Below are 14,698 nucleotides of genomic sequence, written 5' to 3' on the forward strand. Positions count from 1 at the left end.
TTTTGCTGATTGAAAGATGCATGACGGTTGTAGGATTCAGCCCCCCGCAGGTCTGCCACTCCGGAGCGTCCCCTACATGTCCTGGTCTTTCCGCCAACTGCTGGCGCCTCTCACGGCGCTGCTCCTGGTCGTCTCAGCTTGTGATGGTGACGACCCTCCTTCCAACCCTGTCTGTGGAAATGGTGTCGTCGAAAGTGGCGAGCGCTGTGACGACGGCAACACCACCAATGGGGATGGCTGTGAAAGCAGCTGTCAGCCGACGCCTGACGCGGGCACGGATGCCGGTCCCACGGTACCTGACGCGGGTGAGCCGGACGCCGGTGAGCCGGATGCGGGTCCCGTAGAGACGGACGCGGGCACGGATTCGGGTACGGACGCTGGCCCGGTGGAGACGGATTCGGGCACGGATGCGGGCCAGGTGGAGACGGACGCCGGTCCTGTCGAGACGGACGCCGGCATCGACGCAGGCCCCGGGGAGACGGATGCGGGTCCGGTGGAGACGGACGCGGGCACGGACGCCGGTCCTGTCGAGACGGACGCGGGCACGGATGCCGGCCCAGTGGAGACGGACGCGGGCACGGATGCCGGCCCGGTGGAGACGGACGCGGGCACGGATGCCGGCCCGGTGGAGACGGACGCGGGGACGGATGCTGGCCCGGTGGAGACGGACGCGGGGACGGACGCCGGTTCTGGCGAGCCGGATGCGGGTTCGGGGAGCGATGCCGGCACGGACGCGGGCTCGGGTGAGACCGTCGTGATGTGCCCGGCGGCGAACCTGCCGCCTCCTCCGACGGGGTCCTGCTCGGTGGAGTCGGGCGGCGCGGCGCGACTGTTCACGGGCATCATTCTGGCGCCGGACAAGGTCTACCAGGGTGGGCAGATGCTCGTGGACTCCGCGGGCATCATCCAGTGCGTGAGCTGTGATTGCTCGCAGACGCCAGGCGCGTCCACGGCCACTCGCGTGACGTGCCCGCAGGCGGTGGTGTCGCCGGGTCTCATCAACTCGCATGACCACATCACGTTCCAGGCGGCGCCCTACGTGGCGACCGGCTCGACGGTGGAAGAGCGCTACGAGCACCGCCACGACTGGCGTGAAGGCAACAACGGCCACACGCGCATCTCCGCGGGCGGCACGACGAACGCGGATGGGATTCGCTGGGGCGAGCTGCGCCAGGTCATCGCGGGCACCACGTCCATCGCCGGCTCGGGTGGCGCCAAGGGGTTGCTGCGCAACCTGGACGCGCCGAACCTCTCCGAGATGGGCAGCAACCAGGAAGGCCTGGGGGCGGGCTCGGGCGCGAACTACCAGACGTTCCCGTTGAGCGACAGCGACGGTCGCGAAGTGGCGAGCGGCTGTGGCTACGCGGGCATCGACACGCCGTCGGACATTCCGGCCGCCTCGGCCTATCTGCCGCACATCGCCGAGGGCATCGAAGGCACCGCGCGCAACGAGTTCCTCTGCCTCTCCGGTCAGCAGTCTGGTGGCCAGGACATCCTCAGCCAGCGCACGGCCATCGTCCATGGCATCGGGTTGCGCGCCGCCGACATCTCCATGATTTCCGGCAAGGGCAGCAGCCTGGTCTGGTCGCCGCGCTCCAACATCGGCCTGTATGGCGATACGGCCGCGGTTCCGCTCTACAAGTCACTGGGTGTGAACATCGCGCTGGGCACCGACTGGCTGCGCTCCGGCTCCATGAACATCCTGCGTGAGCTGCGCTGCGCGGACTCGTTGGACAGTGATTACTTCAACAACTCGCTGACCGACGCGGAGACGTGGGCGATGGTGACTGGCAACGCGGCCCACGCGTTCCAGGCCACGAACACGGGCGCGCTGGCGCCGGGCAAGCTGGCGGACGTTGCCATCTTCCGGCTCAACGGCCATGTGGCCTCGCCGTACCGCGCCGTCATCATGGCGGAGCCTGCGGACGTGGTGCTGACGATGCGCGGCGGCACGCCGCTCTACGGTGAGGCGGCGGTGGTCACCGCCCTGGGTGGCGCGAGCTGCGACACGCTGGACGTGTGCGGCGCGCAGCGCTCGGTGTGCCTCCAGTCGGAGATCAGCACGTCGCTGGACACGCTGAGATCGCGCAACAACGGCGCCTACCCGCTGTTCTCCTGCACCGTGCCGGCGAGCGAGCCGGTGTGCGAGCCGCGCCGCGCCTCCACGGACTCCCGCTACCCGGCCTCCGTGACGGGCTCCACCGTCTACTCCGGTGACCCCACCGGCATGGACGTGGACGGCGATGGCATCCCCGATGCGCAGGACAACTGCCCGGCGGTCTTCAACCCGGTGCGCCCGATGGACCAGGGCCTCCAGCGGGACGAGGACGGCGACAACGTCGGTGACGCGTGCGACGTGTGCCCGCTGAACGCGAACACCACGCTGTGCGCGCGGCCCAACCCGAACGACTCGGATGCCGACGGCGTCATCAACGCCGTGGACAACTGCCCCGGCGTGCCCAACGCCGACCAGGCCGACGCGGATGGCGACGGACGCGGCGACGTGTGTGACATCTGCGCGTCGCCCAACCCGGGCGACACGGCGTGCCCGCTGTCCATCTACCAGGTGAAGGAGCCGGCTCCGGGTGGAGGCTCGGCGTGGGTGGGCCAGCGCGTGGGCCTGTCCAACGTCACCGTCACCGGCGTGGGCAGCACGGGCTACTTTGTCCAGGTCAACCCGTTGGATCAGGGCTACCAGGGCGCGGACTACTCCGGCGTCTTCGTCTTCACCCGCACCGCGCCCCCGAGCAACGTGGTGGCGGGCGTGCGAGTGAACGTCAACGGCACGGTGGCCAACTACTTCGGCCAGCTGCAGATCGCCACGCCCACGGCGACCATCATCAGCCAGGGCAGCACGCTGCCGGCTCCGCAGGTGGTGACGCCCGCGGAGATCGCCACGGGCGGCCTGCGCGCCGGACCGCTGGAAGGCGTGCTGGTGCGGGTGTCTCAGGTGGACGTGACGAGCATCGCGCCCGCGCCGGCTGGCGGCGAAAGCGCGCCCACCGGTGAGTTCGAGGTGAACAGCTCGCTGCGCATCAACGACTACCTGTACACGTACCCGATGCCGGCACTGGGAGACCGGTTCTTCTCCATCACCGGCGTGCTGGAGCTGCGCAATGACCACTCGAAGATCGAGCCGCGCTCCGCCGCGGACCTGGTGCCCGCGGGGACGGGTGAGGCGACGCTGGCCTCGCTGGCCCCCACGGGCGTGTTCGTGCGCTCGGGCTCCAGCGGCCCGACGTTCCCGGAGCCGCTGACGGTGACGCTCAGCGGCCCGGCGCTCCAGGACACGGTGGTGACGGTGGCGTCGTCCAGCCCCGCTGTCACCGTGGAGGGTGGGCAGGTGATGATCCCCGCGGGCCAGCGTTCCGCGGTCGTCATCCTGAGCGCTGACGCGTCGCAGGATCCGGACGTGCAGAAGGCCACGTTGACGGCCAGCCTGGGCGGCGTGACTCGCGATGCCCTGGTGCAGGTGCTGGCCGCGGATCAGCCGGCGGCGCTGGCGCAGCTCTCGCCCGAGGTCGCCGTGGTGACTGGGGGCTCCTCGTTCGCCTTCACGGTGACGCTGGATGTGCCTCCGGCGGTGGACACGACGGTGTTCCTGGAGGTGCAGCCGGCCAGCCTGGGCGCGGTGCCGGCCCAGGTGGTGGTGCGGGCCGACACGCTGTCCGCCAAGTTCGACCTGGTCGCGGCCAACGCCAGCGGTGAAGGCCTGGTCGTGGCCACGCTGGATGGCCAGACGGTGTCGGCGCAGCTTCGCGTGACGGACGCGCCCACGGGCGCGGACCACATCGTCATCAGCGAGGCGGCTCCGGCGGGCGCGGGCAATGCGAACGACGAGTTCATCGAGCTGTTCAACCCCACCGCCACCGCGGTGGACCTGTCCGGCTGGAAGGTCCAGTACAAGAGAGCGATTGGCGGCACGTACCTGTCCACCACGCTTCCGGCGGGTGCCATCATCCAGCCTCGCGGCTTCTACCTCGTGGTGCACGGGCAGTACGCGGGCGCCGTGAGTGGCGATGCGAGCTGGGGCACGGTCTTCTCCATGCAGGCCAGCGCGTCGGGCGGAGGCAACCTGCGCATCGGCCCGCCGGGGCTGGGCGTGAACGTGAACGACCCGGCCACGGTGGATGCGGTCGCCTACGGCACCGGCGATGCCCCCGAGGGCACGACCTTCTCCTCCATGCCGGCGGCGGCGGGGAGCTTCGAGCGCAAGGCGACCATCTCCTCCACGTCGGCGACCATGGAGAACGGCTCGGATGCGACGGCTGGCAACGGGTATGACTCGCAGAACAACGCGTCCGACTTCATCCTCCGGACGACGCGTCAGCCCCAGAACTCCTCCAGCGCCACGGAGTAGTTGACGGGCATCCCCGGCCCCTACCGGCCTCTGAACCGGTAGGGGCTGGAAAACCCGGCCCGGCCGGGCCATAAGCGTTCCGTGCGAGTCGTCTCATGGAACGTGAATGGACTGCGTTCGGCCCACGGCAAGGGCTTCTTGCCGTGGTTGTCGGGCGCGAGGGCGCAGGTGGTGGCGCTGCAGGAGGTGCGCGCGCGCGCCGACCAGCTACCCAACGAGGTCCGCACCCCGCCCCGATGGAAGACGCACTTCTCGTCCGCGGAGCGCCCAGGTTACAGCGGCGTGGGCCTGTTCTCCCGAGATGAACCCGACGCGGTGGAGACCCGTCTGGGCATCCCGGAGATGGACGTGGAGGGCCGGCTCCAACTCGCCCGCTTCGGCAAGCTCACGGTGGCCAACGTGTACTTCCCCAACGGCAACGGGAAGGACCGGGACCTGAGCCGCATCCCCTTCAAGCTGTCCTTCTACCGACGCCTCTTCGCGGAGCTGGAGAAGCCGCTGCGCGATGGTGGGCGGGTGCTCGTGGTGGGCGACTTCAACACGGCGCATCAAGACATCGACCTGGCGCGTCCCCGGGAGAACCGCGAGACGAGCGGCTTCCGTCCGGAGGAGCGCGAGGAGCTGGACCGGTGGCTCCGGGCGGGCTGGGTCGACAGCTTCCGACACTTCCACAAGGGCGGCGGCCACTACTCGTGGTGGAGCCAGCGCTTCGGGGTGCGGGAGAAGAACATCGGCTGGCGTATCGACTACGTCCTGGCGTCTCCCGGAGCCATGGCCTACGTCAAGCGCGCCGCCATCCACCCCGACGTGTCGGGTTCGGACCACTGCCCGGTGAGCGTGGACCTGGACTCCGCTGTCCGCTGACGATTGCTCGAGGCTCTCTCATGAACGCACTGCTCTCCATCTGGACCTGGGTCGAGATTGGAATCGTCGCGCTGGTCGGTTTCTTCGTTCAGCTCGTCATCGCCATCTTCACGTTGCCGTTCGACAAGACGCGCTATGCCACGGGCCGGTGCTTCCGGATGGTGGGTGTCACCGCGGCGAAGCTGACGCCGTACTGGCGCTTCCGGGTGCACGGCGCGGTGCCGGAGCGGGTGGCCCCCAACACGGTTGTGGTGAGCAACCACGAGTCCAACGCGGACCCGTTCCTCATCTCCCATCTGCCCTGGGAGATGAAGTGGCTGGGCAAGGCCAACCTCTTCAAGATTCCCGTGGTGGGATGGATGATGAGCCTCGCCGGCGACATCCCCGTGCACCGAGGAGACCGCGAGTCCGCCACGGGCGCGATGGCGCGCTGCAAGGAGTGGATGGAGAAGGGGATGCCGGTGATGATCTTCCCGGAGGGCACGCGCTCGAAGACGGACGAGCTGTTGCCCTTCAAGGACGGCGCGTTCCGGCTGGCCATCGAGCGTCAGGCGGACGTGCTGCCGCTGGCGGTGAGCGGGACGCGCAAGGCGCTGCCGAAGCACTCGTGGCGCTTCTCCACCTCGCGCGGCATGGTGACGGTGGGCACGCCCATCTCCACCAAGGGCATGACGATGGATGACCTGGAGAAGCTCAAGACGCTGGCGCGCGAGCAGATCCTCTCGCTGCGCGCCTCGCTCCAGCCGTTGACCCGGGACGCGGACTCCGCCCCGGATACCGTCAGCGCCGCGTAGCACTCCACGCGGGCTGGGAGGGGACGTCGTTCAGACGTCCTTGTCTTCGCCCTTGTCCTCGTCGTCCTCGTCGATGATGTGACAGCCCGTCTCTTCCTCGAGCGCTTCCTCGATGAAGCCGCGCAGCAGGTCCTTGCCGCCAATCTCGAAGGACAGGCTGACCCGGTCGCCGCCGATGACGCCGTCCTTGTCCACGGTGAGCTTGCCGCCGAGGGCGATGGCGCTGCCGTCCACGCGCGCGCCGTTCAGGATGCGGACCTCCCCACCCATGGAGACGGCGTCGCCCGTCACGCGGGCGCCGGCCTCGACGATGACGCGGCCCCGGATGGCGACGGCGTCGTCGACCCTGGCGCCCTTGCGGATGATGACGTTGCCGTCCACGGCGACCGCGTCCGTCACCTTGTCCCCGGCCTCGATGACCAGGTCCGTGCCCTGCACCGCGCGGCTGCCATCCTTGGACGTGGTGGCGCAGACGACCTTGATGTCGTTGGGCTTCTTCGCCGCGTCATCCGCCGCGAAGGCCGGGAAGGTGAGGGTGGCGGCGAGGGCCAGGGTCGGCAGCAGCGATGAGCGCATGGGCGGGCTCCTGAGACATCCGAGTTGAGAGGCCTACGGACGAGGGCTCGCACTGATTGCATGGGGCGGTTGTTCCAGCCGGTGCGGGCCAGGGCACGCGCCTTGCTGTACGGTGTCCATCTGGCCCTGTCCCGAGGTCCGCACTGGCCGCTCCTTCGACGCAGCACGACGACTCCACCGACCTCACCATCTGGGTCTATGCCTTCGGGTACTTCGCGGCCTATGCCCCCTACAGCGCGCTGACGAAGGCTTTGTCGAGCGGCTCCCTGCCGGGCATGGAGGAGGGCATCGTCGGCTTCACGTTGCTTCCGGTGAGCGCGGCGACGTCGATGGTGGGCATGTTCGTCTTCCTCACGCTCAAGCGCTGGTGGCGCTTCGCGGGGCACCGGAAGGTGCTGGGCCTGCGGGTGCCCTCGCCGGGGCCGTGGACCTTCCTGTCCGGGATGTGCTCGGCGGCCATCATCGGCACCACGACGCTGGCGTACACGCTGGAGGGCACCTCCATCGTCTTCATGATGCTGCTGATGCGCGGCGGCGTGCTGGTGCTGGCGCCCGTGGTGGACGTCCTGAGCCGCAGGCGTGTGCGCTGGCCCTCGTGGGTGGCGCTGGGCTTGAGCTTTTCGGCGGTGGTCGTCGCGTCGGGAACGGATGCGCGGGCCACCATGACGGTGGTGGCCATGGTGGATGTGGGCGTGTACCTGCTCAGCTACTTCATCCGGCTGCGCGCCATGAGCCGGCTGGCCAAGTCCGAGGACAAGTCGCTGTCCACGCGCTACTTCGTGGAGGAGCAGATGGTGGCCACGCCCTTCCTCGTGCTCGTGCTCGCCGGGGTGGCGCTCTGGGGTGGCTCCGCCGCGGCGCAGGACATCCGCGAGGGCTTCACCGGCATGTTCGCCCGGGGGCGGCTGCTGGAGGAGGTGCTGGTGGGCCTGCTGTCCCAGGGGACCGGCATCTTCGGCGGGCTCATCCTCCTGGACGCGAGGGAGAATGCCTTTTCCGTGCCGGTGAATCGCGCGTCCAGCGTGCTCTCTGGTGTGGTGGCCACGGTGGGGCTGTCGCTGTTCCTGGGACTGCCCGGCGTGGGGACGCGCGAATTGCTCGGCGCCGCGCTCGTCATGGTGGCCATGTCGGTGCTCGCGGTGCCCACGGTGCTCGCGGCCCGACGGCGGGAGGCCGCCACGCGGGCGGCGCTCGGGCGCTAGAGGCGGTGCTCGCTACTTCTTGTCCGGCGCGACGTGCAGCGTGAGCACCGGACAGGGCGCGCGGGAGACGATCTTCTGCGCCACGCTGCCCAGCAGGAGTCGGGGGAGCCCCCGGCGGCCGTGGGTGCCCATGATGATGAGGTCGAAGCGCTCCTGCTCCGCGAGTTCGAGGATGGTGGAGGCCGCCTCGCCCACCAGCACCCGGTGCTTCAGCGTCACCTGTGGGGGCTCCATCTGCTGGAGGAGGGTCGCCAGTTCCTTGCGCGCCGTGTCCATGGCGACCTGCTCCAGCGAGAGGGCATTCCAGCCCGGCGCGGCCACCAGCAGGTCCGGCGCGACGTATTGAGGGGGCTCCCAGGCGTGGACCACCTCCACGGAGGCGTTGAAGGGCCGCGCCAGGTGCAGGGCGTAGTCGATGATGGTGCGAGAGCCCTCGCTCAAATCGATGGGAACGAGAATGCGGGACGGTGCGGCCATCGGCGGCTCCTCGGTGGTTGGAAAGGCCCCTGCTAGGGGAATGGGGCCGGAAGACGCTCAGTGGAAGTTCCATGCCAGGGCTTGCCCGCCTGCTCGTACCCGTGCGCGCGCAGAGCTTGCGGGGAGGCGAGCGCGCTCCGCGATTCGTGCGCAGGATGGGCACCTGAACGAAGACGAGGTGCCTCTCTCCCATGCGTCCTCCCATTGACCAGGGCACGGTCCTCATCACCGGAGCGTCCGAGGGCATCGGCCGGGAGCTTGCCCGGCTGCTGTCGCGGCGCGTTCGCACGTTGGTCCTCGTGGACCGAGACGTGGCGCGGCTGAAGCCGCTGCGCGAGGAGCTGCTGTCCCTCTATCCCACCCTGGGCGTGCTGCTCGAGCAGTGCGACGTCTGCGAGTCGCGCGACATCGACGCGCTCGTCGCCTCGCTGGAGTCGCACTTCGTCCGGGTGGATGTGCTGGTGAACACCGCCGCCCTGGGGCGCCAGGGCTTGTACGCCGAAGCGCGCTGGGGTGGGCTCGAGGAGCTGCTGCGCGCGAATGTCTGGGTGCCCGCGCTGCTGACCCACCGGCTGCTCGCCCCCATGCTGGAGCGGGGGAGGGGCGGGGTGCTGAACATCGGCTCGGGCGCCGCGCAGCTCTTCCTGCCCGGCTCGACGATGTTCGCCGCCACGCAGCGCTTCCTCGACGGCTTCACGGAGTCGCTGCGGTTGGAGGTGGAGGGGCGCGGCGTGGTCATCACCCGCGTGGCGCCGGGGCCGCTGGGAGACGCGGGCGCCCAGGCCGTGGGCGCGGGCGTGGCGCCCTTCTTCCAGATTTCGCTGGAGCACTGCGCGCGCGTCGCGCTGGCGGCCTTCGAGCGGGGCGAGGCCCTGGTGTATCCAGGCTGGGGCCACCGGTGGGTGATGCGGTTGTTGCCCCTGCTGCCGCGCATGGTGAAGCGGGCCCTGGGACGGCTGGCGCTGCGGGGCGTGCGGCGCGAGGCGTTGGCCGCGCCCGAGGCGCTGCCGGTGGGGCTCGCGTCACCGGTGCTGCTGGCGCGCGAGCCCACTCCGGCATGACGTGACGGACTAGAGGCCGATCTCCGTCAGGCGCGCCTTCACGCGGGTGGCCTTCACGCCGGTGTTGGCCGTGCCGCGGCCGGACGAGTTGCCGCCCAGGCCGATGTGGTGCAGGCCGACCACCTGGTGCGTGGAGGACGAGAACACCGGCGAGCCCGAGGAGCCGCCCAGCGTGTCCGCGTCATAGGACAGGTCCGTGGTGGAGTAGTTCGCGTTCTTCACCACGCCCGGCGAGGACTTCTTCGTCGGGGCGCAGCCGGACGTCGTGTAGTAGTCGCAGTTCTGGTGCACGACGTAGACGCTCGCGTTGGTGGCGGCGTTGGTGGTGGACACCGTCAGCCAGCCGTACACGTTGCCGGGCAGCTGGCCGTTCGTGGCCGAGCAACGCACCGCCGTCATGTCATCACCGGACCACGTCTTGATGAACGTGGCGCAGTTGTACCAGATGCGATCCGCCGAGGCGACGCCGTCCTCGTAGTTGAAGGACACGCGCGCGCCCACGGCCTGGGACGCGCTGCCGATGCAGTGGTTGTTGGTGATGATGACGTCGGCGGAGACGAGCCACGCCGTGCAGCGGCTGCCCACCGCGGGGATGGACAGGTAGCCCACCGCCTTGGAGCGCGTGCGCTGCGTGCCCGTCAGCGTGGTGGCGCCCACCCAGTTCACCGAGCCGACGATGACCGTGGACTCCTGGGACTGGAGCGGCTCGTTCGCCTCCACATCGGGAACGTCGGGAGCCTGCTCGGTACCGCATGCCGACAGGGCACCCACCAGGAACAACGCACGCATGCTCTTCGCGATCATCGGGGGACTCCTCCACCACGCGCGGGATTGCGCGCCGCGTGGGCCCTGGCACACCCCGTGCCACCGTCATCCACGGGACACGCTCACTCGGGAGTCACTCACCCGCGCGCGCCCAGGTGGTGCGCGCGTGCTCCGGTTTGACGAGAGGCCATGTAAAGGCCCTTCGCGCCCCTCGGGACAAACCTCAGTGATTGTCGTGATTTACTTGTTTTTCTGGGAGTGTCGTTTTTGTGGGCAGTCAGAGGGCCCGGTGTCCCGTGCCAGGACAGCGACGGAAAAATCCACGGGCCGCGCTCCGCTCCAGGCAGGAGGGGGCGCGGCCCGTCGACGACGCGAGGCGAAGGCCTGGGTGGCTCAGCCGATGATCATGTCCTCGCGCTCCAGGCTGCCCTCGGCGAAGCGGCGCAGGTTGAAGCGGGTGAAGAGTTCGTCGGACTCACCGGTGACCATCCACTTCGCCATCCGCTCGGCGACGGCGGGGGCCATCATGAAGCCGTGGCCGACGAAGCCGGACATCTGGAGGAGGTTGTCCAGGCCGGGAGTGCGGCCGAGGATGGGGTTGTTGTCCGGCGTCACGTCGTAGCACCCGGCCCACTGGCGCAGCACCTTGACGTGGCCCACGTGGGGCATCTGCTCCATCAGCGCGCGGGCGAAGCGGGACACGAAGCGCAGGGTGCTGCCCATGTTGAGCCCCGCGGGCTCCTTCGGGTCTCCCATGCCGCCCACGATTTCGCCGCGCATCGACTGGCTGAAGTACAGGCCCGAGTCGAGCACGGACACCAGCGGCCCCAGGAAGGGCTTGAGGGGCTCGGTGCTGAGGATTTCGTGACGGTGCGGCTCGTTGGGGAGCTGCACGTCGACGAGCTTCGCGACCTCGGGGCTCCACGCACCCGACGCGAGGACGACGGTGTCACAGGCGATGTCGCCCCGGTCCGTCTTCACCTTGCGCACCTGTCCCCCGCTGACCTCGAAGCCGGTGACGTCCGTGTACGTCTCCACGCGGACGCCCTTCTTCTTGCAGCCCTGCGCGTAGCCCCACAGGAAGGGCCAGGGGAAGATGACGCCGTCCTCGGGATTGAAGGAGGCCGCCACGCAGCCCTTCATCGTCAGGCCGGGGACGATGTCACGCGCCGCGTCCGGGGTGACGAGCCGCGTGGGCACGCCGTAGCGATTGTGCAGCGTGACGTTGCGCTCCAGCCGCTTGGCCACCGCGTCCGTCCGGGCCAGGAACAGGTAGCCGCCCTGGCGCAGCCAGACGTTGATGCCCAAATCCCGGGCGAAGCCCTTCATCAGGTCGATGGAGCGCTTGGCCAACTCCACCAGCGCCGGAGTGCCCCACTGCATGCGCACGCCGCCGCCGTTGCGGCCGGACGCGCCCGCGCACAGGTAGCCGCGCTCCAGCACGACGACGTCCGTCTCACCCTCGCGCGCCAGGTTGTACGCGAGCGCGAGCCCCATGATGCCGCCGCCGATGATGACCACCTTGGCCTTGGCGGGCAGGGGCCCCTCGGGCCGCAGCGCGCTGGCGAAGGCGTCCACGTCCTGGGGCAGGCCGCCCACGGGAGGTTGGGACTCGTCCACCGGAGCGGAAGCCAAGAGGCGCAGCTCGGTGGGGAACAGGGGAGGGCGCGGCGTGAAGGGCACCACCGCGTCGGGCTTGAGGGCCTTCTCCTTCTCCAGCAGCGCGGCCACCGCCGACAGGCAACTCTTGCCCTGGCAGATGCCGGTGCCAAAGCCGGTGTAGCGCTTCACCGACTCCACGTCGCAATAGCCGCGCGAGACAGCGTGCCGCACGTCATCCGCGGTGACGTCCTCGCACGAGCAGATCATCGACTTGCTCATGACAGTCCTCCCACCAGCGTCTGTGCCGCGCGGCGTCCCGCGGCAGCGGCGTCCTTCGCGCTGCCTCCACCGGTGAGGTCGCCCGCCGCGAAGATGTCCGGGGCCTCGGTGCGTCCATCCGCGTCCGCCTCCACCCGGAACAGCCCGCGTCCGGCGTCGAACGACACCTTCGCGCCGCCCTGTCGCGCCAGCTCGAAGCTGGGGCTCACCGGCACGGACACCAGCACCGCGTCACAGTGCACCTTGCGCCTGCGGCCATCGCGAGGCGTGAAGCTGAACGCGCTCACGGAGCGCATACCGTGGGCCTTGGGCTCGGAGCCTTCCACCGCCAGCGCGTGGGCCCCCGAGGGCGGCGGGCCCTTCAGGTCCACCACCGCGGAGAGCTTCACGCCGCGCTCCTCCAGGAGCCTGGCCAGGCCGTACAGCTCGTCACCCCAGCCCACCAGCGCGGCGACCTTGGGCGCCACGTCGTGTCGGCGCAGCAACAGACTGGCCGCGCGCCCCGCGTAGACGCCGGGCAGGTCGTTGTTCTCGAAAGGCACCATGGGCGGGTGGCCGCCGGGCGTCAGCAGGAAGCGCTCCGCGTAGACCTTCAGGAGCCGCGTGCCCGTGGGCTCCCAGACGCCCACCGCGAGGAAGCGCCCCGCCTCGTCGTCATACAGGCCCAGCACGGTGGCGCGCGTGGTGAGGCTTGCCGGCGCGAGCGTGGCCACGTCCGTGATTTCGGGCGCGTCCCGCTCGGGCGCGCCGTGCGCGAGCCGTCCACCCACGTGGTCTTCGCGCTCGAAGAGGAGGAAGGGGATGCCACGCTCGGTCAGCTCCCGAGCGGCGGCGAGGCCCGCGGCGCCAGCGCCCACTATGGCCACGCGGGTGCGCACCGTGCGCGACTCGGGCGGCGAGGGGGCGGCCTCCTTGGGCAACAGGCCCAGGCCGGCGAGCTGGCGGGCGACCTTGGCCATCACCTGCTCGGCGACGGGCACGCCGGCGAACATCTCGTGGTGGTCCAGGCCCTTGGGAAAGAACCAGTCGATGGTCTCGAACACGTCCACCTTCGCGGAGGGGTACGCGTTCTGCCGCTCCAGCTTCATGCCCTCCCTGGCGGGCGTGCGGCACGTGTAGACGTTGGGCAGGCCATCCACGCGCATCAGGCAGTGCGAGCACGCGGCGGCGAAGCAGTAGGGCCCGCGAGGGCGGTGGTACTTCACGGAGCGGGCAAGCATGGGCTCGCCGGCGGCGACCAGGGAGCACGCCACCGGCTCGCCTTCGATGGCGGGGATGCTCTCGCCCTCGAGGTCCACGGTGATGGCCCTGCCGCGCAACGAGGCGTCTGGGAGGCGTCGCATGGGTGCCGCGCAAAATGGCGTACCCGGACCGGGTGGTCAAAGCCTGTCGAGGCATGACGCACCCCGGTCATGGGGGCCATCCGACAGTCGCGGTGATGGCGCGATGGAACTTCTCTAAGACTGCCGCTGAAACGACACCGGGGACCGTCACGGGCCGTCTGGGCTCGTGGCGATCCCCGGTGGGTGCTCTCGGGAGAGCGGACGGTGCGCTGTCCGCCTCCTTTGACGCGCCGGGCAATCCCCGGCGGCGGTGCGTTAGACCGGCTGCTCGGTGTGCGGGTGGATGGGCTCCGGCATCCCACTGCCACGCGGCCGGTAGCCGAAGCGGGTGCGGATGACCGCGCCCAGGGCGACCAGGACGACCAGGGTGGAGACGATGGCCCCGAGCACCGGGATTGCGCCCACCACCATCAACACCAACAACCCCAGCGCCAGCACCACCGCCTGCGTCTTGCGACCGCGCATCACCGGCAGCCGCGTGCCCAGCTCGCTCGCCACCGCCGCGAAGCCGAGCGCCGCGGCCAGCGGGGCCGCCATCCAGAGCACCAGCGCGGCGGGGATTCCGATGATGGTGATGGCCAGCACCACCGTGAGGGGAATCATCGCCACGACTCCGAAGAGGCCGGTGAGTCCGCTCTGCACCGGACGGGCGCGAATCTCGTCACCCACCTGCTTCATCCGCGCCGGGAAGAACATCTGTCCCAGGAAGCCCAGTCCGAAGAGCACCGCGAAGGTCAGGATGAAGGTGGCCAGCCCGCCCTCGTTGTTGTTGTCGTCGTCGGAGTCTCGCTCCTCGTGCTCGTGGCGCGGGTTGCGCGACTCCTTGAGGCCTTCCTTGAGCTCGCCGGCGACGATGCGGCCGATGTTCGCGCCGCCGAAGGTGTTGATGCTTCCCTCCACGTCCGCGCCGTCCTCGCGCTCCACGTTGCCGCCGAAGGAGGACACGTCGCCTTCCACCTTGGCGCCGGGCTTGAGGACGACGTTGCCGCCGAAGGCGTGCGCGTCTCCCTCCACGTGGCCGTGGATGACCAGGTTGCCGCCGAAGGCGACCGCGTCGTTCTCCACGTGGCCCTTCACGACGAGGTTGCCGCCGTACACCACCGCGCTCTGGACGTTCTGGGCTTCCTTCACCTCGAGCGACTGTCCGCGCGCCACGACATTGCGGCCCCCGGAGCGGCGCGAGCGCTTCAGCTCGTCCCGCGTGCGGTGGATCTGCTCGCGGATCTGATCCCGCACCTCTTCCATCCCCTCCGCGTCGGAGCCGATGCCCTCCTCGGAGTGTCCCGACTCCGTGTCCATCTCCGGAGCCGGGGGCGCCGGAGGAGTCGCGGGCGTCGCCGCCACGGCGGGCGCGGGAGGCGCGGCGGGGACGGGA

At 69.9% G+C, this 14,698-nt stretch carries 11 protein-coding genes; 5 read left to right on the top strand and 6 right to left on the bottom strand.

Translation table 11 applies throughout. The annotated features are described in order from the left end of the window. Positions 1-76: 76 nt before the first annotated feature. The 3 genes from HR086_RS48535 (at position 77) to HR086_RS16495 (ending at position 6,018) form a co-directional block, all read left to right on the top strand. Positions 77-4,360 carry a lamin tail domain-containing protein gene (locus HR086_RS48535; RefSeq protein ID WP_254626346.1) on the top strand — a complete coding sequence of 1,428 codons (4,284 nt, stop codon included), beginning with the start codon at positions 77-79 and terminating at the stop codon, positions 4,358-4,360. Between the two features lie 81 nt (positions 4,361-4,441). Further along, positions 4,442-5,224, top strand: a complete 783-nt coding sequence (locus tag HR086_RS16490; RefSeq protein ID WP_141645156.1) for an exodeoxyribonuclease III — start codon at positions 4,442-4,444, stop codon at positions 5,222-5,224. Positions 5,225-5,244: 20 nt separating this feature from the next. Continuing rightward, positions 5,245-6,018 (top strand): 1-acyl-sn-glycerol-3-phosphate acyltransferase, encoded by a 774-nt coding sequence (locus HR086_RS16495; protein ID WP_141645157.1) that lies wholly within the window; start codon positions 5,245-5,247, stop codon positions 6,016-6,018. A 30-nt stretch (positions 6,019-6,048) separates the two neighbouring features. Here HR086_RS16495 and HR086_RS16500 read toward each other — a convergent pair whose 3' ends face one another. Further along, positions 6,049-6,594: a hypothetical protein gene (locus tag HR086_RS16500; RefSeq protein ID WP_174466098.1), complete on the bottom strand. Its 546-nt coding sequence runs from the start codon at positions 6,592-6,594 to the stop codon at positions 6,049-6,051. 56 nt (positions 6,595-6,650) lie between these two features. Between HR086_RS16500 and HR086_RS16505 the strand changes: the two genes are divergently transcribed. After that, positions 6,651-7,796: a hypothetical protein gene (locus tag HR086_RS16505; RefSeq protein WP_174459298.1), complete on the top strand. Its 1,146-nt coding sequence runs from the start codon at positions 6,651-6,653 to the stop codon at positions 7,794-7,796. 12 nt (positions 7,797-7,808) lie between these two features. On the opposite strand, the gene HR086_RS16510 is transcribed toward HR086_RS16505, so the two are convergent. Next, a complete protein-coding gene (locus tag HR086_RS16510) occupies positions 7,809-8,273 on the bottom strand; it encodes a universal stress protein (RefSeq protein WP_174463683.1) in 465 nt (154 codons plus the stop codon). A gap of 191 nt (positions 8,274-8,464) precedes the next feature. Here HR086_RS16510 and HR086_RS16515 point away from each other — a divergent pair, with 191 nt between their 5' ends. Continuing rightward, on the top strand, positions 8,465-9,334 hold the full coding sequence (locus tag HR086_RS16515) for an SDR family oxidoreductase (protein WP_174459275.1): 870 nt from the start codon (positions 8,465-8,467) through the stop codon (positions 9,332-9,334). A 9-nt stretch (positions 9,335-9,343) separates the two neighbouring features. On the opposite strand, the gene HR086_RS16520 is transcribed toward HR086_RS16515, so the two are convergent. From HR086_RS16520 to HR086_RS16535, 4 genes are all read right to left on the bottom strand, one after another. Further along, the gene (locus HR086_RS16520) at positions 9,344-10,138 is read right to left on the bottom strand and encodes a serine protease (RefSeq protein WP_141645162.1); all 795 of its coding nucleotides are present in this window, start codon (positions 10,136-10,138) and stop codon (positions 9,344-9,346) included. 354 nt (positions 10,139-10,492) lie between these two features. Further along, on the bottom strand, positions 10,493-11,980 hold the full coding sequence (locus HR086_RS16525; RefSeq protein WP_141645163.1) for an FAD-dependent oxidoreductase: 1,488 nt from the start codon (positions 11,978-11,980) through the stop codon (positions 10,493-10,495). Then, positions 11,977-13,323 (bottom strand): 2Fe-2S iron-sulfur cluster-binding protein, encoded by a 1,347-nt coding sequence (locus tag HR086_RS16530; protein ID WP_174466099.1) that lies wholly within the window; start codon positions 13,321-13,323, stop codon positions 11,977-11,979. Before HR086_RS16530 ends, HR086_RS16525 begins: the two co-directional genes overlap by 4 nt. 255 nt (positions 13,324-13,578) lie before the next feature. Then, the coding region (locus tag HR086_RS16535; RefSeq protein ID WP_254626347.1) for a polymer-forming cytoskeletal protein at positions 13,579-14,698 on the bottom strand (1,120 nt) is incomplete at its 5' end.

Source organism: Myxococcus sp. CA039A (assembly GCF_013336645.1).
GTDB classification, from domain to species: domain Bacteria; phylum Myxococcota; class Myxococcia; order Myxococcales; family Myxococcaceae; genus Myxococcus; species Myxococcus llanfairpwllgwyngyllgogerychwyrndrobwllllantysiliogogogochensis.